The organism is Maricaulis sp. MIT060901 (genome assembly GCF_047123815.1).
Classification (GTDB): Bacteria; Pseudomonadota; Alphaproteobacteria; order Caulobacterales; family Maricaulaceae; genus Maricaulis.
The window spans coordinates 1,306,497-1,325,338 of record NZ_CP138920.1 but is presented as its reverse complement, the minus strand read 5'-3'; the positions used below and the strand labels follow the sequence as shown (position 1 = coordinate 1,325,338).

Sequence of the window (18,842 nt, the reverse complement as noted above, 5' to 3'; positions counted from 1 at the left end):
ACCGGCAGGTCTGGTCTCTTTCCATGAACTGGCGGTTTCTTCCTCGCGTCTTCGGTGCTTGCGAAGTCGTGTCCGACGATTGAGCGGAACGAACACACTCCTGCACCCGCTCTCTGGGTTGCCAGTTTGGTGCCGGTGTTTCTTCGTTGATTTGAAGCTCGTAAAGCGCTCAAAATCCTGTCGGGTTGGATGGGGTAGTGAGAATGCAGACCAAGCTGCAGGGACGCGCGCGTCAGATTTATCGCCGCGATCACCAAAAAACCGACGGGCGCCAGCTCTGCCTTTACGGCTACACCCCCCACCAGGGCGAGCCCGGTCCCGAGTTCGAGGACGAGGTTTCCGCCCGGTCGGAGATGCGGTTTCATCCGTTGCGGCAGGAATGGACACTGTTCGCGCCACACCGCCAGGCCAGAACCTTCAAACCTTCAAAAGCCGCCAATCCGCTGGCGCCGGCAAGGCCCGGTGCGCCGATCACCGAGATCCCGTTCAGCGAATTTGAGCTCGCCGTATTCGGCAACCGATTTCCCAGCCTGCATCCTCTTGCGCCGCAACCCTCCGAGGCGAGCTGGTTGAGCCGGCCGGCCACGGGGCAGGCCGAGGTGATCGTGTTTTCGCCCGAGGATGAAGGCAGTCTTGCCACGCTTGGTCAGGATCGCCGCATCCTGTTGATCGAGGCCATCATCGACAGATACCGGCAACATTTCGACGCGGGTGCGGCCTATGTGTTGCCGTTCGAAAACCGCGGCGAGGCCGTGGGCGTGACGCTGCATCATCCGCATGGCCAGATCTATGCGTTCCCGGAGGTGCCGGGGCCGCAGGCACGCGCCGAGGCCGGGTTCGCTGGTGGGTATGATCTGGAGGCGGACCGGATGAGCTGGGGTGGGGCCTTCACCGTCGCGGACGCGGGCGGACTGACGGCGCATTGTCCGCCCTGGTCCCGCTTTCCCTATGAGGTCTGGATTTCCACGCGATCACGCGCGCCAGGTCCCTGGCTGTTCTCGGCGGAAGAGGTCGAGGGACTGGCCAGCCTGCTCGGAGATGTCGTGGCGCGTTACGACCGGCTCTTCGGTGAGCCGATGCCCTATATGATGAGTTTCCATGCCGCGCCTGCCGAGACCTGCGGCAGATACCAGTTCTCCGTCCAGTTCTACCCGCTGATGCGCTCGGCGGGGCGCCTGAAATACCTCGCGGGTGTCGAGCAATCGACGGGCGTCTTCACGGTCGACGTCGATCCCGAGGCCGCTGCCGCCGCCCTGAGAGAGGCCGTCTGATGGCGAAGAGCTGGACACCCGGGCGCGTCAATCTGATTGGCGAATGGGTCGATTTCAACGGTGGCTGGGTCCTGCCGGCCGCACTGCCCCTGGGTGTGGCGATTGAGGTCACGCAAATCGGCGGCACGCGCGATATTGTTGGATCCGCCCAGTTCGAGGGGCTGGCCGAAGCCGAGCTGGATGCCCGGGCGAGTGGTCACTGGGCCGATTATGTATTTGGCGCCTTGCAGTGCGCGCGCCGCAAAGGCTGGCTGAGGGGTGGGGCGCGGGCCGAGCTGTCCAGCGACATTCCTGCAGGCGCGGGCGTTTCATCCTCTGCTGCCGTGACCCTCGGCGTATTGCGTGCGCTGGCGCCGGCAGACACGGACGCCACTGAGCTGGCGGTCCTGGCCCGCGAGATCGAGAACCGCTTTATCGGCGTGCCGTGCGGTATCATGGACCAGATGGCCGTCGCCCATACCCGTCCGGGAGAAGCCCTGGCGCTGGATACCCGCACCCTGTCCCTCCAGACGATTGACCTGCCATCCGGGTGGCGGTTCGCAGTCCTGCACTCCGGTGTACAACGCAAACTGGCCGACGGGCGCTACAAGACGCGGCGAACGGCATGTCTGGAGGCCGCGGACCAGCTGGAGCAGGAATGGCTGTGTGATGCCACCGACCTGTCCGTGCTCGACCCGGAGCACCAGGCCATTGCCCGTCACGTCATCAGCGAGAACCGGCGTGCGCTTGAAGCGATCCGGGCCCTCGAGGCGGGAGAGGCCGAGACGTTCGGGCGTCTGATGACCGCTTCGCACATCTCGTTGCGCGATGATTTCGACGTCTCTAACCCCGAAATTGACCGGCTGGTGGCGGATTTTCTGGCGCATGGGGCACCGGGCGCACGCATCACCGGGGCCGGCTTTGGCGGCTGTATCGTGGTGCTCAAGCCGGCAGGCGTCGGGCAGGACTGGTTCCAGCCCGTGCTGGACAACCACCCGGCGGCCCGCCTGGTCTGCGAGATAGGGAGTTGAGCATGAAGATCCTGGTGCTGGGTGGGGCGGGCTATATCGGCTCCCATGTCTGCAAGGCGATTGCCGCCCGGGGCGATACCCCCGTCGTCTTCGACAACCTGTCCGCCGGGCATCGGGATTTCGTGCGCTGGGGACCGCTCGTCGAGGGCGATATCCGTGATGGTGATGCGCTGGACCACACCTTTGCCACCCATCAGCCGGATGCCGTGATGCATTTTGCCGCCTCCATCGAGGTCGGTATTGGCGAGCGCGAACCCCTGGCCTTCTGGGACAACAATCTTGCCGGCTCGCTCAGCGTCTTAGCCGCCATGCAGCGTCATGGTTGCGAGGTGATTGTCTTCTCATCAACCTGCGCCGTCTATGGCCAGCCGGAGATTGTCCCCATAACCGAGGCCGAGAGCCGCAAGCCCGGCAATGTGTACGGCCGTACCAAGCTCGCAGTGGAAACGGCGCTGGACGATCTCAGCCACACCGGGGTCCTGCGGTATGCGGCACTGCGCTATTTCAATGCTGCGGGAGCCAGCCCGAGCGCGGAAATCGGCGAGAAGCACGACCCTGAAACCCATCTCATCCCAAACGCCCTGAAGGCCGCAGCGGGTTTGTTGCCGGAATTTACCTTGTTTGGGGATGACTATGCGACCCCGGACGGTACGTGTGTGCGCGATTTCATCCATGTCGATGATCTGGCGACCGGTCACCTGGCGGCCGTCGACCGCCTCCTCTCCGGCGCGGAGAGCTTTGCCTGTAACCTGGGTACGGGCGAGGGCATTTCCGTCAAGCAGGTGATTGACGCCGTGGAGAAGGTGACGGGTCTTCCCGTTCCGCTGAATCTGCACCCCCGTCGTGAAGGGGATGCGGCCATCCTCTCGTCCAATACACAGCGCGCCCGCGACCTGCTGGCTTTCAATCCGGAACGTTCCGATATCGAAACGATCGTCGCCGATGCCTGGCGTTTCCATCGCAAGGACTGGTCCCTGTGAGCGCGCGCATCCTCGGCGACACGCTGTCCTTGATCATTGATCAGGGCGAGGACGGGCTTGCCCATCTGACCTGGTTCGGTCCGCAGGCGGAGGAGGAGATGGCAGCTGCACCGGGCTTCCAGTGCCTGCCTGCCAGTCCGGATATAGCGGTGGGGCCGGCGCTCCTGCCCGAACACGGGCGGGGTTTTCATGGCATCAGCCAGGTGGAAGGTCATTGCACAGCAACGCACCGCCGGATCCGCCTGGGCCAGCCCGAACTGATTGAACAGGACGGGCAGATCCTTCTGACGGCGGAGGACGCAGCCCTCGGCCTGACGGTCCGAACGCGGCTCCGTTTTGATGGCGATGTCCTGGTTCAGGAAGGCTCGGTCAGCAATACGGGGGCGCACACCCTGTCCCTGCAGCGCGCTGCGAGCCTGCTGCTTCCGGCGCCGGACTGGGCGAGCGAGGTGCGCACACATGCCGGAGCCTGGGGGCGTGAGGGTCATCCGGTCACGCATCGCTGGACGGCGGGGCGGATCGAGCAATCGGGGCGCAGCGGGCGTCCCGGATTTGATGGTGGGCCCACGCTCAGCCTGACCGAGACGAATGCCGGTGTTGCGCACGGGCGCTGGCTGACCGTGCATCTGGCCTGGAGCGGTCCGTTCCGGCTGGCCGCAGAACGGGCGACTGATGGCAGCGGGCAGGTTCTCGCCGAACGCCTGTTCCTGCCCGGAGAGGCGTGTTTGCGCAGCGGCGAGACGCTGGATCTGCCTGCCGCGCTGATGACCCGGTCCGGCGCCGGGTCGAACGGGATCAGTACGCGCCTGCACGCGCGCCAGAGACGACAGGGCCGATCGCTGCGGCGGCCGGTGCATTTCAACACCTGGGAAGCGCGCTATTTCAGTGTCGCAGAAGCCGATTGCATCGGCCTGGTCAAGGGCGCTGCGGCGCTTGGGGCCGAGCGCTTCGTGCTGGATGATGGCTGGTTAAAGGGGCGGCGCAATGACCAGACCAGCCTCGGTGACTGGACTGTCGATGCGGACCTCTTTCCCGACGGGCTGACCCCGCTGATCAAGGCCGTGCATGCCGGGGGCATGGAGTTTGGCCTGTGGCTGGAACCGGAAATGGTCAGCCCGGACAGTGATCTTTATCGCGCGCATCCTGATTGGGTGCTGGGATGGCCGGAGACGGATCTGGCAACCGGGCGCAACCAGCTGGTCCTGGACCTGGCGCTGGAACCGGTTCGCGAGCACCTGTTCACGGTCATCTCGGACCTTCTGGATCGTTATGCCATCTCCTATCTCAAATGGGACTGTAATCGTGATCTCTATCCGGCAACCCGGGACGGCGTCGTGCGCGCCGGGGCCCAGACCGAAGGGCTCTACAGGCTGCTGGACCGCTTGCGCGCGCGCTATCCGGTCGAGATCGAGAGTTGCGCAAGTGGTGGCGGGCGAATTGATGCCGGGATCGCGGCACGAACCGACCGGTTCTGGACCAGCGATGCGACGGATGCGATCGACCGGCTGAACATCCAGCGCGCCGCCGGCCTGGTCATGCCGCACGAACGCCTGGGCGCCCATGTGGGGCCCAGCCCGAACCCGATGACCGGGCGACAGGTATCCATGGCGTTTCGGGTGCTGGCCGCCCTGTTCGGACATTTCGGTATCGAAGCGGATCCCGAGAAGGTCTCGGAGGATGACAGGCGCGTGCTCATCCGCGGAATCGAGATCTACAAACAGCATCGCGACTGGATGCATGCGGGGGACTTGCTGAACCTGTCCGAACCGGACACGGACCCGGATGTCCAGCTGGTCCGCGCGGATGATGGCCGTCAGGGTCTGCTGCGGGTGATGCGGGTCGGGACGCCGATGCGCCCGCTGCAATCCCGGTTGCGTCTGGCTGGGCTGGACCCGGCGGCTCGATATAGCCTCAGCGAAATCGCGCTGGACGGCACACCGACCCACTGGCCGCTGGGGGCGTTCTCCGGCGCAGGTTTGATGAATGAGGGGCTCAATCTGGATCCGGGCCGAGCGCTGACCGGGCGTTTGATACACATTGAAAGGACAGGCTGATGCGTCTGGGTGTTTGTTATTATCCCGAACACTGGCCGGAAAGCCGGTGGGCCGAGGATGCGCAACAGATGGCCGGGCTGGGCCTCTCGCTTATCCGCATCGGCGAGTTTGCCTGGTCGCGTTTCGAGCCGGAACCGGGCCAATATGACTGGGCCTGGTTTGACCGCGCGATCGACATGCTGGCCGCGGCCGGTCTGAAGGTCATCCTGGGGACGCCCACGGCAACACCGCCCAAATGGCTGGTGGATCGCGATCCGGACATGTTTGCGGTGGATGCGCAGGGCCAGGTTCGCGGTTTCGGCTCGCGTCGCCATTACTGTTTTTCCAGTGAGACCTATCGCGCCGAGTGCCGCCGTATCGTCACGGCCATGGGCGAACGCTATGGCGAGCACCCCGCCGTGGCGATGTGGCAGACGGATAATGAATACGGTTGTCACGACACGATCGAGAGCTATTCCGGAAATGCGCGCCGGGCGTTCCGGCGTTGGCTCGCGCGGCGTTATGGCGACGTTGCCGCTTTGAATGCGGCCTGGGGTACGGTCTTCTGGAGCCAGGAATACAGGTCCTTCGACGAGGTCGATCCACCGCTTGGGACGGTCACGGAGCCCAACCCGTCGCACGTCGTGGACTTCCAGCGCTTCAGTTCCGACCAGGTGCGCAGTTTCAATGACGAACAGGTCGAGATCCTGCGACGGCTGAGCCCTGGACGCGAGATCACCCACAACTTCATGGGCGGGTTTACGGCCTTTGACCACCATGCCATGGGCTCGGACATCGATGTGGCGACCTGGGACAGCTATCCGCTGGGTTTCCTCGATATCTCGCCCTTCTCCGACGCCGAGAAACAGCGGTATCTGCGCCAGGGTCATCCCGACTTCCAGGCGTTTCACCACGATCTCTATCGCGGCTGTTCGCGCAAATGGGGCGTGATGGAGCAGCAGCCGGGGCCTGTGAACTGGGCGCCCAATAATCCGGCACCGCTGGACGGCATGGTCCGCCTGTGGAGCCTCGAGGCGCTGGCTCATGGCGCGGACCTGGTCAGCTGGTTCCGCTGGCGACAATGTCCGTTTGCCCAGGAGCAGATGCATGCCGGGCTGTTGCGTGTCGATGCGGAACCGGCTCCCGCCTTTGCCGAGGCCGCCGAGGTCGCGCGGGATGTGACACTGATTTCCGACGAGACAACACGCCAGGCGCCGGTCGCGCTGGTCTGGTCCTATGACGGGCAGTGGATCCACCAGGCGCAGCCGCAGGGGCAGGGGCTCGACCTGCTACGCCAAGCGTTCGAGACCTATACGGTCCTGCGTCGCCTGGGGCTGGATGTGGATATCGTTTCTCCGCAGAGCGACCTGTCCGGCTACGCGCTCGTTGTGCTGCCGGGACTGCCGCATGTTGAACACGCTCTGCTGGATCAGCTTAAATCCTGTTCCGGGCAGGTCCTGATGCTGTGTCGCAGCGGGTCGAAGACTCAGAGCTTCCAGTTGCCTGCCAATCTGGCCCCGGGGCCATTGCAGGATCTGATGGCGTTGAAAATTACCCGGGTTGAAAGCCTGCGTGCGGGGATCAAAGAGCGTGTTGATCTCGACGGTCAGGCACATGGCGTGCAGCGCTGGCGCGAAGCCGCCGAGACGGCATCGCCGGTCCGGGCGTGTTATGCCGACGGCGCACCGTTCTGGATCCAGGAAAGCCGTTTCTCCTATCTGGCCGGATGGCCGGAGGACGAGCTCCTCGGACGGGTGCTGGCGGATCTTTGCCGGGAGGCGGGTATCACCATCATGCCGGTGCACGAGGATGTGCGCCTGCGATCGCTGGGCGGATTGCGTTTTGCCTTCAACTACGGCCCGGAGCCGGTCAGCCTGCAGGGCACGGCGCCCGAAGGCGCCGAATATGTGCTCGGCGCTAGCGAGCTTGCGCCTGCAGGCGTGGCGGCCTGGCGCATCTAGCGCGGCAGGCCGACAAACTCCTCGCGATTGCCCAGCACGACCCGGTTGAAGATCAGCGCGATACTGATCGAGCAGACCAGGGTGATCAGCATCAGGTGGATGTAGTGCAACGGTGTCCAGGCAAAGGTGAAGATCGCATAGAGTGCGGTCCCCGACAGGACGCCCGTCATCGCGGCACCGGCACCGACATTGCGGAAGACCAGTCCGACGATGAAGGCGGACAGGATAGGCATCGACAAAAGGCCGAACAATTGCTGGACCAGGTTGATGATGCTTTCCGCGCTTTGATAGATCGGGACGAGCGCGATGGAACTGCCGACAAAGACCAGCGTGATGATCATGTTCATCCGGCCGACATTGGGTGTGGAGTCGAAATAGGTCTCGTGGATATCCAGCACGTAGAGTGTGGTTGAGGAATTGAGCACCGAGTTGAAGCTCGTCAGCACCGCTGCCGCGATCATGGCGGCAAACGCGCCGGACAGCCAGGGCGGCAGGACGGCAGCAACGATCTGGCCGTAGGCGGCATCCCCGACATCACCGAACAGCTTGAAGGCGACGATACCGGGGATGACGACGATCGCCGGAACGATGAGCAGGCGGATGCCCGCCGCTGCGATGACGCCTTTCTGGGCTTCCTTCAGGCTCTTGGCTGCCATGGCCCGCTGGGTGATGGTCTGGTTGGTGCTCCAGTAGAAGATCTGGATGAAAATCATGCCCGTCAGCAGGGTGTGCCACGGGATCGGCGAGTCATTGTCACCGATCAGGGTGAGGCGCTCGGCGGGAATGTCGGACAGGTCGAAATCGATTGCCTTGAGGGCCAGCACCACGACCAGCACCGCAACGCCAAGCACACCAACACCGGAAATGGCATCGGAAACGGCGACGGCACGCAGACCGCCGAAAATGGCATAGGCCGAACCGATCAACGCGAGCGGAATGGCAAAGGCGAGGATCGGCCAGTCCACGCCGAACATGGATTTCAGGAACAGCGACCCCGTATAGAGCATGACCGGCAGGAAGACGATGACATTGCCTGCAAGGAACAGGAAGGCGATCAAGGCCCGGATGTTCTTGTCGTTATAGCGCTGTCCCAGCAGCTCGGTCGTCGTCCGGCAATTGTTCTTGTAGTAAATCGGCAGGAAGACAAAGGCGAGAATGACCAGGCCGGCGACGGCGGCAAGCTCCCACCAGGCCAGCAGCAGCATCTGGTTGCCATTCATCCCGACCAGCTGGTCGGTCGACAGGTTCGTCAGCGTGATCGAGCCGGCGACCAGGATCCAGCCGAGGCTGCGGCCGGCGAGAAAGTACTCGCATTCATCGTCGGCGCCTGTGGTTTTTTTCATGGCGGACACGCGCCACCAGGTCAGCGCACCAACGGCCAAGGTCAGAACCAGGAAAATGCCGATCTGCAACGGATTCAGCGCAAGATTTTCTGTCATCATGATCTCCCCGGAGGACACGGTGGAGAATTTCGCCCGGTGATACAAGGGAGTGGTCGTAAATGCCGTGCCCGGACGTTTGGTTTCCGCTGGCGCGGGTTGCTTTGTCTCTCTCGTTTGACAGCACCGGATTGGATGATCAGAGCAACTGTGAGGCGATTATGAGCGTTCCGATTACGCCGCCGAGATAGGCGACTGTGCGGACGACCGGGACCCCGAGCATGTACACAATGGCGTAGATGAAGCGGCAGGCGAGAAAGGTCAGCGCCCCAGCGGCCGTGATTTCATTTGAGACGTCGGCGAGGTGGGCGGCGATGACAACCGCACCAAAGAAAACGATATTGTCCACGGTATTGCCGTAGGCGCGCACGACACGTCCACCCCAGCCGGTGAGCGGCGTGAGGTCTTCTCGATTACCCAGCATGGCCTTGAAGCCCCATTGCTGGCGCATGGCCCGGAACAGCGGCACGCTCGACAGGAATAGCGCCAGAGCGCAGACCATCAGCAAAGTCCATAATTCAATTGTCATGTTCGGCCTTTCAACGGTGAATGTGGGCAGAATGATTGGCCAATCGGGACGCACAGGATATAGTCGGATTTGACATAAAATAGTTCATATCCGTCAGTCTGGGGCTCGAATGTCGATCAAGATAGGGATTGTCGCGCTCGAAGGGTGTGTCGCACTTTCAGTGCATGGCCCGGCTGACCTTTTCAGCACGGCCAACAAGGTCATTCGGCAACTGGGTCTGGCGGCGGAGCAATATGAGACGCGGATCATTTCCCCGGCCAAAGGCAATGTTGTTTCCTCCAGCGGGCATGAACTGGTGGGAGAAACCCGACCTTTGACCCGCGGCGAGTTCGATGTCCTCCTGCTGCCTGGAATAGGCGCCGACAGTACGGAGGAGCTGGACGCTGCATTGAGCGCGCACAAGGGTATTGAGGGCCAACTGCAAGCATTTGCGCAGTCGGGGGGCACGATTGCCGCTGCGTGCACAGGTACGTTCATCCTGGCACAGGCTGGTCTCCTGGACGGAAGGAGCGCAACGACCACTTGGTGGATGGCAGATCATTTTCGATCAGAGTTTCGACGCGTTCAGCTTGCAGACGATGACCTTCTGGTTGACGAGGGCAAATTGATCACCTCGGCGGCCGGCGCGTCGTCTCTCGACTTGGCGCTGCATCTTATCGGGCGCTACTCCGGACTGAATGTCGCCCGGCTTTGCGCCAAATACCTCGTCGTGGATGGCGGCCGGAAATCCCAACGTCTATATGCCGTGCCGACGCACTCCAGGACGCGAGACCCGATGATCGAGAAAGCGGATCGCTGGATCCGGTCGCGCAAGGGGGGTGATGTCAGCGTCGACGAACTGGCGGGGTATCTGGGCGTTGGTACGCGTACGATGCTGCGCAAGTTCCGAGCGGTCACAGGCCTCACACCCCAGGCCTATATTCAGGGCGTCTGTATCGACCTGGCGAAGCCGTTATTGGAAGATGCGGATGCCTCCATTACCCAAATCGCCGCTCTGGTTGGATTTTCCGACGAGAATGCCTTCCGCAAGGCATTTGCGCGCAGAACCGGACTCTCGCCGACTCAGTATCGAAAGCAGTTCAAATGGGGTTGAAACGGCGCTCCGCTCGCAAGTCACATATCCGCTACGAGTACCCCGGTGAGGCGCAAAATCAGGCCTGTCGACCTTCCAGTACCAGAATGTCCACGGCTCCGCCGGGATGGACGGCCGGACCGTTTATGGGACGGCGGATCAGACAGCTGGCCCGAACCAGCGCCGACAACGCCGAAGAGTCCTGGTTGCGCAGCGGTTCCACACTGCCGTCCGGATTTAATTGTCCGCGCAGATAGGTTTCCCGGTGATCGTTCTCCGGCAAGTCGACGGCACAGCGCGCTGGGATGAAAACCGGGCTTTTGTGTTCGCCATTCAGTCGGGCCAGGGCGGGCTGAAGCAGCAGGCGTGAGACGACGAGCGCGGAGACCGGATTGCCCGGGAGGCCAAGAACCGGCAGGCCCCTGATCTCGCCAAACCAGGTCGGCTTGCCCGGCTTCAGGGCGACTTTCTCGAAATCCAGCGCGCCCCCTTCTTCTGCGAAGACGCGCCGCAAATGGTCATGATCGCCCACGGATGCTCCGCCGATGGTGACGAGCAGGTCCAGGCCTTTCGCGTCTTCGAAATGATCATGAACACTCTGCGGGTTGTCGCGGGCGATGCCCAGATAGACAGGCTCGCATCCACTAGCGCTGACGAGGGCGGCGAGGCCCTTTGAGACCGAATTGACGATCTGGTCCGGCCCGGTGGTTTCGCCAGGTTCGACCAGCTCATCGCCGGTGGAAAGGATGCCGATTCTCGGCTGGCGATGGACGTCCAGCGAGACCCGTCCGGCACCGACGGCCAGCGCGATCATGTCGGCATTAACCTTCAGGCCCGCGGGAACCAGTGTGTCGCCGTCAAAAAAATCAATCCCGGCCTTGCGGATATTGGCGTGCGGACGTGCGGCTTCGTGCAGGGTGAGCTGATCACCCTCACGCTCGGTTTTCTCCTGGATCACGACCTGGTCAGCCCCGGCCGGAACCGGCGCTCCGGTCGAGATGCGTGCGGCGGTGCCCGGAGCAATCGCGCGGCCGAGCGAATGACCGGCCGCGGACTCCCCTTGCAAGGTGAGTGTATTGGTCTCTCCGGTCATGTCCCGGGAGCGCACGGCATAACCATCCATCGCTGAGGCATCAAAGGGAGGTTGTGTTCGCGCGGCCACTACCGGTTTTGCGAGCACACGCCCGAGGCTTTCAGCATAGGGCAGGGAGATGATGGTGGTTGGCTTCAGCGCATCGAGAATACGTTCGCGAGCCTGGTCGACCGGGATCATTCAGCGACCTCGTCGCGTTTGAAATCCCCGGACTTGCCGCCGGTCTTCTCGACCAGCTGGACCTGGGAAATCGTCATCGACTTGTCCAGCGCCTTGGCCATGTCATAGAGGGTAAGCGCTGCAACGGATGCTGCCGTCAGCGCCTCCATCTCGACACCTGTCTTGCCGTCGGTGCGAACCTGGGCGCGGACCTCAAAAGCCGTTTCGCCCTCCACAGGCTCAATGCTTACATGGGCCTTCGTCAGCGGGAGGGGATGGCAGAGCGGGATCAGGTCGGATGTGCGCTTGGCGGCCATGATGCCGGCCAGTTCAGCTGTTTGCAGCGCGTCACCCTTGGGGCCCTGACCCTCGCGTATGGCCCGGAAGGCGCAGGGCGCCATGCTGATCCGCGCGCGGGCGATGGCCGTGCGCGTGGTCACTGCCTTGTCGCCGACATCGACCATGCGAATACGGCCATCACTGTCCTGGTGTGTCAGGCCGGAATTGGAAGACATGATCAGCGCTCCGTCAGGCGAGGGATGAGTTCGACCAGATTGCAGGGTCTGTGCGCCTCGTCAAACTCGGCCTTGAGCACATGGTTCCAGGCATCCTTGCAGCCGCCCATCGACCCTGGAATGGCAAAGAGATAGGTGCCGCCCGCAATGCCTGCGGTGGCGCGAGACTGGATGGTCGAGACGCCGACCGACTGGAAACTCACCTGGTGGAAGACGGCGCTGAAACCCTCCATCTCCTTGTCGTAGAGTGGTTTGAAGGCTTCCGGCGTGACATCACGACCGGTAAGGCCGGTGCCGCCCGTGGCGATGATGGCGTGGATGGTCTTGTCCGCAATCCAGGCCCGCAGCTGGGCCTGGATGAGTCCGATCTCGTCATGGACGATGGCGTGGTCAATGACGGCGTGACCTTCCGCCATGATCTGCTCGCGCAGCCAGGGGCCGGTCCTGTCGGTCTTGGTGTCGCGCGTATCCGAGACGGTCATGACGGCGAAGCCGACCTGGTCGGGGATCTGGTTCATGCGGACATTTCCTCTTTCTCGTCGAGCCAGCGGGCAGCGGCCTGGTCGTCCTCGCCACGGGCCTCGACCCAGTGTTCGCCGTTGGCGTCATATTCCTTTTTCCAGAACGGAGCCTGGGTCTTCAGAACATCGATCATGAAACTCACCGCGTCCAACGCTGCGCGTCGATGTGGGGCGGTGGCGCCGACGAAGACGATTTCCTCGCCGATCTCCATGCGGCCAACACGGTGGATGATCGTCGCCTGGCGCAGATCCCATCGTTCTGCAGCGTGTTGGGCAATGCGCAGGAGCGCTTTCTCGGTCACGCCGGGATAGTGTTCCAGTTCAAGCGCGATCAGGCCTTTGCCGCCGCGCACCTGGCCGGAAAAACTGGCAACAGCGCCACAATCGCTCTCGGTGCCGCTCATCGCGTTGAGCAATTGCCCGGCGTCGAACCGCTCGCTTTGGACCTGAACCCGGATGCCCATTTCAACCTCCCGAGAAAGGCGGGCAGAAGGCGACGACATCGCCGGCCTTGAGTGCATGCTTGCGGGATACAATCTCGTCATTGACGATGATGCGGGTGGACGGGTGTTCCAGCACATTTGCCCGGCTGTCGCGTTCGATGAGCCAGGCGATCAATTCCGTCCCTGTTGTGGCCGGTGTGTCGACGGCTTCCTCAGCGGTGCCCATGCGTTCGCGCAGGGCGGCGAAATATCTGACGGTGAGCGACATGATCAGCCTCCTGTATGCGCCATGGTACGCGATATGGTCGCGTCCGGTCGTGCTGTTAAATCAAATGTATGTGCTTCGGACTTGAATGCCATGACCTGATCTGCGGCATCAATGCCGCGAAGTGTCTTGCCGTCACCGGTCGTTCAGCGCTGGTCGGACAAGGCAGCGAAATCTTCGGGTGTGTTCACATTGCGCAACCGGGCTTCGCGTCTTTCATCCAGCGGGAGCCACGACACTCCCATGCCGGCGATCAGTTTGCGAACTGACCAGACATCCTCGCGAACATCGGCATTCGCAGTCGCAGGGAGGAAAAGCGGCAGGGGGTGGTTCGCCCATGCACAGGGCTTGTTCATCGTTGCATTTGCCAGTGGGGCCAGATCCTCGGCCCTGACCAGGGGCATGTCGACCGGTATGGCCAGTAAGCCCCGGGCGTCATCGGGAAGTTGATCAAGCGCATCAAGCAGGGCGTGGGCCGGGCCGGCTTGTTGACGGCTGTCGGCAAAACCGTTGGCGCGATCCGGTCGGCCGCTGACCAGTACCGAATCGCATCCAGCCGCGCGCAGCGTGCTTTCGGCGTGTTCCAGCAGGGGGCGACCCTTCCAGACCAGACCGGCCTTGTCTTCGCCCATGCGGGCGGATTGACCTCCGGCCAGCACGACGCCGACCAGGCGGGACTTAAGGGCGCGGGTCATGCTTCATGTTTCCGTCTCGACCCGGTGCGAGCGCAGGAAGAGCAGTGCCATGGGAGCCAGCCAGGGCACAAAACGCTCGAAGGGGTCCCCCGGAATGCTCGCCAGGAACGCCAGAAAACCGGCCAGCCCCCTGCCGTCCGAGCCGACCTGGCCGAAAGCGTAGAACAGGACGGTTGTGCCAAAGCCCAGGATGATGGCGGTGAAAATGGCAAGACCATCCGGTTCCCGTCCCATGACTCGGATCAGACCGACCGGGCCGAAGGCGGCGCCCAGGGCTGACCAGGCGAACAGGACACGGTCGAAAATGGTTGCATCCAGGGTCAGGGTGAGGATGACGGCCAGCACACCGATCGAGACCATGACGATGCGCCCCACAAGAACTTCCCGCCCTGGCCAGCGCCTGGCCAGGCGCATGTCGTGCGCTGCTGCCGCAGACGCGGAGAGCAGGATGGAATCGACGGTCGACATCACCGCAGACAGGACAGAGGCGATGACGATGCCCGCGAGCGCGGGGGGCAGATAGTCCGTCGCAACGCGATAGAAAAGCGCTTCACCATTGCCGATGGTCTCGAACAGCGCTCGGCCGGACAGGGCGAGCGTGATCATGCCTGCATAGACCAGCACGGCCCAGCTCATGGCGACGATGAAGCCCTGGCGTCGCGCCTTGTCATCCTTCAGCGCCATCAGACGGGACATGAGATGCGGCTGACCGAATGTGCCCAGGCCAACGCTGGCGACCCCGATGATGAAGCCGAACACGACCAGCCCGGCGCGCCCTCCAGCCCAGTCCAGATACTCAGGCGGTGCAGACGCAGCGAGAGTTGACCAGACTTCGGCGGGACCACCGGCAGCTGTCAGCGCCACGATCGGCAGGATCACCGCGATCAGGGCCATGATGAACCCCTGCAGCGTATCGGTGATGGAGACGGCCCAGAAACCGCCCAGCAATCCGTAGAACAACACCACGGCAGCACCGATCAGAACGCTTTCCAGCCGCGGCAGGTCGAATTGCGACTCAAAGGCCACGGCGGCCGCACCGAACTGTGCGGCGATGTAGAAGACAAAACAGAACAGGATCAGCACTGCGGAGAGCACGGCAACTGGCAATTTCCAGCCCGTGCGCACGCGTGTGATCATGAAATCGGTCAGTGTGACATGACCTTCGCGCGCGGTTTCATCGCGCAGGCGGGGTCCGAAATAGAGCCACATCACGACATACCCCGCCCACACGCCAGGAACCATCCACAACGCGGAGAGGCCCACGGCATAGACAAAGCCGGAAAATCCCAGAAGCACCCAGGCCGACGAGGTCGAGGCTGCGTATGACAAGCCGGCGACCCAGGGCCCCAGCCCCTGGCCGGCCAGGAAAAAATCGCCCTCGGTCTTGTTCAGGCGCGAAGCCCAGACCCCGATTCCGATCAGGACAAACTTGTAGACGACCAGCGTGGTCAGAATGACGGCATTTTCGCCCATGGCTCGCTCAATCTTTTCGTCAACATTGGCCGGACGGTCGGTCATCGGCAGAGCGTTGAACATACGGGCTTCTCGCGCGGGCGCCAGCCTTGCGTCGCTCATTGAGGCGAGCGCTGCGGGCTCATCGCGCTGATGAATGGGTATGCCGATTGAATTGACGCGGGTATTCAGTGCCGGGTTGGCCTTTCGCAAACCTGACCGGGACGGACCCGAGCCATGACTGAAGAGATCTATGTGAACCGTAACGGCGTGATCGCCGAGCTGGTGCTGAACCGTCCGGCCAAGCGCAATGCCATTACCAGCGCCATGTGGACCGCCATTCCCGAATTGCTCGCACCGCTGGCCGATGATGTCGGGGTCAAGCTGGTGGTCGTGCGTGGCGAGGGCGGGAGTTTTGCGGCGGGCGCGGATATCGGCGAGTTCGAGGAGGTCTACGCGACCCGCGAGCGCGCCGAACAGTATTCCCGATCGATCGGCCTGGCGCTCGACAGTCTCGCCGCCTTTCCCAAGCCGACGATTGCCCGGATCGAGGGTGCTTGCGTGGGCGGCGGCTGTGGTGTGGCGCTGTCCTGTGATCTGCGTTTCGCGGCGGAAGGCAGTCGTTTTGCCATCACCCCGGCCAAGCTGGGCCTGACCTATACGCTCAATGACACCAAGCGGCTGATCGATGCGGTGGGGGTGTCGAATGCCAAGGATATTCTCTATTCCGGTCGTCTGCTGGACGCCGAGGAAGCTTACCGGATTGGCCTCATCAATCGCCGGGTGGCGGCGAAGGATCTCGATGCAACAATCGCGACCTATGCCGAGGGCCTGGCTGCCACGTCCTCACACTCCGCGCGCATGACCAAGAAAATCGTCTCGCTGATCCGCTCCGGCGTGGATGCCGACACAGATGAGACACGCCAGATCTTCCTGGATGCTTTCCAGGGCGAAGATTTCCAGGAGGGCTATCGCGCCTTCCTCGAGAAGCGCAAGCCAAATTTCCCCGGAGGTGAAGGATGAGCCATCCGGCCCCTCTCGATGGTATTCGTGTGGTTGAACTGGCGCGCATCCTGGCTGGTCCGTGGATTGGTCAGACGCTGGCCGATCTCGGCGCGGAGGTGATCAAGGTCGAAAGCCCTGCGGGCGACGATACGCGTCGCTGGGGGCCGCCCTGGATCGAAGAGGGGGACGGTTCCCGTTCCGCGGCTTATTTCCATGCCTGCAATCGTGGCAAGCGATCTGTGGCGATCGATTTCTCGACGGATGAGGGGCGGGCGGAGCTGCTCGAACTGATCGCGTCCGCCGATGTGCTGATCGAGAATTTCAAGGTCGGAGGACTGGAGAAATACGGGCTCGACTATGCCAGCCTGTCGGCACGGTTTCCCCGCCTGATCTATTGTTCCGTGACAGGGTTTGGTCAGACCGGCCCCTTTGCCCATCGCGCCGGTTATGACGTCATGATTCAGGCCATGAGCGGGATCATGGACCTGACCGGATCTCCCGACGGGCCACCGCAGAAAATGGGTGTGGCCTTTGCCGATATCTTCACCGGTCTTTACGGCGTGATCGGGATTCAGGCGGCGCTCGCCCAGCGTGAAAAGACCGGGCTGGGCCAACATATCGACATGGCCTTGTTCGACAGCATGGTCGGTGTGTTGGGCAACCAGGCGATGAACTATCTGGCGACGGGTGACGCGCCACGCCGGATGGGAAATGCCCATCCCAATATCGTGCCCTACCAGGATTTTCCGGCATCGGACGGTCATCTGATTATCGCCTGCGGGAATGACAGCCAGTTCGAGCGCCTGTGCACCTTGCTGCAGCTGGGAGACGACCTTCTGGGTCGGCATCGCACCAATGCCGAGCGCGTTGCCAACCGCGATGTCCTGGTGTCCAGGATCGCCGAGGCGACGTCGAAGCGAACGCGTGAAGATCTGCTTGCGGGCCTGGAGGCTGCGGGCATTCCGGCGGGGCCGATCAACACGCTTGCCGAAGCGCTGGCGACGGACCAAGCAAAGGCCCGCGGGCTGGTAAACACTGCGGGGGGGGTGCCGGGCCTGCGTTCTCCCATCCGTATGCAGCGCTGGGACACGGGGCAGACTGGCCGTGCGCCGAAAAAGGCTGACTGACCGCCAGCTCATTTGCCGCGTCACCGCCCCGACCGGAATGAACCGGCGGGGCGATTGAGTTTCAGACTGGCTATTGCCTCACGTTCCAGGATGCGTCCTGGGCGAACAGTTCGCTCCCGTCGGACGCATCGATCCACAGCTGGGCATTGCGATGCCGAATAAAATGGCCGGGGAAGTTGGCGGATTCGAAGGAAACCGTGCCATCGCCGGCCAAGCCAGGGCGGATGTAGAATGTTGCGTCGGCCGCGAACAGCTCAGTGCCGTCATTGGCGTTTATCCTGATGCGGTAACCGGCATGCCGCAGATAATAGTTGTCCTCACCGATGAACGCGATGCTGGCGGCGTTTTCCGCGCCATTCAGGGCTGGAACGATCTGTAGTCTGGATTGCTCGTCAGCAAGCGGCGTCGAATTCTGGACCATGTTGGCAAGACCGGAAACACGGCGCATGAACCAGCCAGGAAAGTTGACGGCCTCAAGGACCACCGCCTCGGCTGTGCTGGTGGGAGGTGTTGCCTCTCCTTGAGGGGGCTCCGAGCGATAGAGCTCGCGCCCATCGGGGGCTGTTATGGACATGCACAAAACAGGCGCGTCGAATTCTTCCTGCCCACCACAATTCCAGCCCGATATGCTCAAGGCGGTGGCATTGTAGTAGATGTCGTCTTCCATCTCCTCGAAAGCTTGAGCTTCACTCGCGCCGTCATGGGTATGAAGCGCGCAGATGATGAGGAGGCCCAGTTCCTCGTAACTGGCCGCGAAAACGTACTCACTCTGGGGTGTGTAGGGAAAGATGTGGAAGGGGCCGTACTTGCCGCAGTGGAAGGGGCGCGCATACCAGCCTCGATCTCCGCTTTCATCACGGGAGATGAGATACACCGCGTCTTCGAGCTCGTTGCGAAGCCCGAGAACCTTGGTTGGGCCGGCGTCGTGAGCCCAGAACTCGGAGATCATGTAAGGCCCATAGTGTTCACAATCGGCCTCGCAATTTCTGCCGACGTCCAGCCCACTGACCGGGAAGGTGCGTCCGTTGGGATAGTGAATCCTCACCTGACCTTCGTCGACAGAGACCCCGCATTGCACGGTTCTGGCATTGATGGGTGCGATTGCCGCGACGGCCGTTGCAGTGTCGTTACAGGCATCTTGCACCGTCGATGCAGGCTCGGCCCTGGGTTCTGCCTCCGCAGGGTTCAGCCAGCGTTCGACCGGAAGGTCTTCCAGGCTGGCGAACTCACCTTGAGGTTCAACCCAGTCCTGGGTCTGGGTCATGGTTTCGA

The 18,842-nt window shown here is 62.6% G+C and carries 18 protein-coding genes; 8 read left to right on the top strand and 10 right to left on the bottom strand.

Features of this window, described 5'->3' with window-relative positions; genetic code table 11:
- The first annotated feature begins 203 nt into the window (after positions 1–203).
- From SIC17_RS06570 to SIC17_RS06550, 5 genes are read left to right on the top strand one after another with little or no spacing between them, the layout of a single operon-like run.
- Positions 204–1,271, top strand: coding sequence for a hypothetical protein (locus SIC17_RS06570; RefSeq protein WP_291896659.1), 1,068 nt, complete (start codon positions 204–206; stop codon positions 1,269–1,271).
- Complete coding sequence (galK, locus tag SIC17_RS06565; RefSeq protein WP_291896657.1) at positions 1,271–2,281, top strand: galactokinase; 1,011 nt, start codon at positions 1,271–1,273, stop codon at positions 2,279–2,281. Before SIC17_RS06570 ends, galK begins: the two co-directional genes overlap by 1 nt.
- 2 nt (positions 2,282–2,283) lie before the next feature.
- On the top strand, positions 2,284–3,261 hold the full coding sequence (gene galE / locus SIC17_RS06560) for a UDP-glucose 4-epimerase GalE (protein ID WP_291896655.1): 978 nt from the start codon (positions 2,284–2,286) through the stop codon (positions 3,259–3,261).
- Positions 3,258–5,315 carry an alpha-galactosidase gene (locus tag SIC17_RS06555; protein ID WP_412546750.1) on the top strand — a complete coding sequence of 686 codons (2,058 nt, stop codon included), beginning with the start codon at positions 3,258–3,260 and terminating at the stop codon, positions 5,313–5,315. The genes galE and SIC17_RS06555 overlap by 4 nt, the downstream gene beginning before the upstream one ends.
- On the top strand, positions 5,315–7,255 hold the full coding sequence (locus SIC17_RS06550) for a beta-galactosidase (protein ID WP_412546749.1): 1,941 nt from the start codon (positions 5,315–5,317) through the stop codon (positions 7,253–7,255). Before SIC17_RS06555 ends, SIC17_RS06550 begins: the two co-directional genes overlap by 1 nt.
- On the opposite strand, the gene SIC17_RS06545 is transcribed toward SIC17_RS06550, so the two are convergent.
- A complete protein-coding gene (locus SIC17_RS06545) occupies positions 7,252–8,694 on the bottom strand; it encodes an SLC5 family protein (protein ID WP_412546748.1) in 1,443 nt (480 codons plus the stop codon). The two genes, SIC17_RS06550 and SIC17_RS06545, sit on opposite strands and share 4 nt — an antisense overlap.
- Before the next feature lie 139 nt (positions 8,695–8,833).
- Positions 8,834–9,223 carry an MAPEG family protein gene (locus SIC17_RS06540; RefSeq protein WP_412546747.1) on the bottom strand — a complete coding sequence of 130 codons (390 nt, stop codon included), beginning with the start codon at positions 9,221–9,223 and terminating at the stop codon, positions 8,834–8,836.
- Positions 9,224–9,332: 109 nt separating this feature from the next.
- Between SIC17_RS06540 and SIC17_RS06535 the strand changes: the two genes are divergently transcribed.
- Positions 9,333–10,316, top strand: a complete 984-nt coding sequence (locus SIC17_RS06535; RefSeq protein ID WP_412546746.1) for a GlxA family transcriptional regulator — start codon at positions 9,333–9,335, stop codon at positions 10,314–10,316.
- 58 nt (positions 10,317–10,374) lie between these two features.
- On the opposite strand, the gene glp is transcribed toward SIC17_RS06535, so the two are convergent.
- From glp to SIC17_RS06500, 7 genes are all read right to left on the bottom strand, one after another.
- Complete coding sequence (glp, locus tag SIC17_RS06530) at positions 10,375–11,568, bottom strand: gephyrin-like molybdotransferase Glp (protein WP_412546745.1); 1,194 nt, start codon at positions 11,566–11,568, stop codon at positions 10,375–10,377.
- A complete protein-coding gene (gene moaC / locus SIC17_RS06525) occupies positions 11,565–12,062 on the bottom strand; it encodes a cyclic pyranopterin monophosphate synthase MoaC (protein WP_412546744.1) in 498 nt (165 codons plus the stop codon). Before moaC ends, glp begins: the two co-directional genes overlap by 4 nt.
- A 2-nt stretch (positions 12,063–12,064) precedes the next feature.
- Positions 12,065–12,580 (bottom strand): molybdenum cofactor synthesis domain-containing protein, encoded by a 516-nt coding sequence (locus SIC17_RS06520; RefSeq protein ID WP_291896638.1) that lies wholly within the window; start codon positions 12,578–12,580, stop codon positions 12,065–12,067.
- On the bottom strand, positions 12,577–13,047 hold the full coding sequence (locus SIC17_RS06515; protein ID WP_412546743.1) for a molybdenum cofactor biosynthesis protein MoaE: 471 nt from the start codon (positions 13,045–13,047) through the stop codon (positions 12,577–12,579). The genes SIC17_RS06520 and SIC17_RS06515 overlap by 4 nt, the downstream gene beginning before the upstream one ends.
- Position 13,048: 1 nt before the next feature.
- Positions 13,049–13,294: a MoaD/ThiS family protein gene (locus SIC17_RS06510; protein ID WP_291896634.1), complete on the bottom strand. Its 246-nt coding sequence runs from the start codon at positions 13,292–13,294 to the stop codon at positions 13,049–13,051.
- Between the two features lie 143 nt (positions 13,295–13,437).
- Positions 13,438–13,986 carry a molybdenum cofactor guanylyltransferase gene (locus SIC17_RS06505; protein ID WP_412546742.1) on the bottom strand — a complete coding sequence of 183 codons (549 nt, stop codon included), beginning with the start codon at positions 13,984–13,986 and terminating at the stop codon, positions 13,438–13,440.
- A 3-nt stretch (positions 13,987–13,989) separates the two neighbouring features.
- Positions 13,990–15,522 carry a sodium/proline symporter gene (locus tag SIC17_RS06500; RefSeq protein ID WP_412546741.1) on the bottom strand — a complete coding sequence of 511 codons (1,533 nt, stop codon included), beginning with the start codon at positions 15,520–15,522 and terminating at the stop codon, positions 13,990–13,992.
- Positions 15,523–15,675: 153 nt separating this feature from the next.
- Here SIC17_RS06500 and SIC17_RS06495 point away from each other — a divergent pair, with 153 nt between their 5' ends.
- A complete protein-coding gene (locus SIC17_RS06495; RefSeq protein ID WP_291896625.1) occupies positions 15,676–16,461 on the top strand; it encodes an enoyl-CoA hydratase-related protein in 786 nt (261 codons plus the stop codon).
- Entirely contained in the window at positions 16,458–17,570 is a 1,113-nt protein-coding gene (locus tag SIC17_RS06490) for a CaiB/BaiF CoA transferase family protein (RefSeq protein ID WP_291896622.1), read from the top strand. The genes SIC17_RS06495 and SIC17_RS06490 overlap by 4 nt, the downstream gene beginning before the upstream one ends.
- Positions 17,571–17,640: 70 nt before the next feature.
- On the opposite strand, the gene SIC17_RS06485 is transcribed toward SIC17_RS06490, so the two are convergent.
- A complete protein-coding gene (locus tag SIC17_RS06485; protein WP_412546740.1) occupies positions 17,641–18,834 on the bottom strand; it encodes an AbfB domain-containing protein in 1,194 nt (397 codons plus the stop codon).
- Between the last annotated feature and the right edge of the window lie 8 nt (positions 18,835–18,842).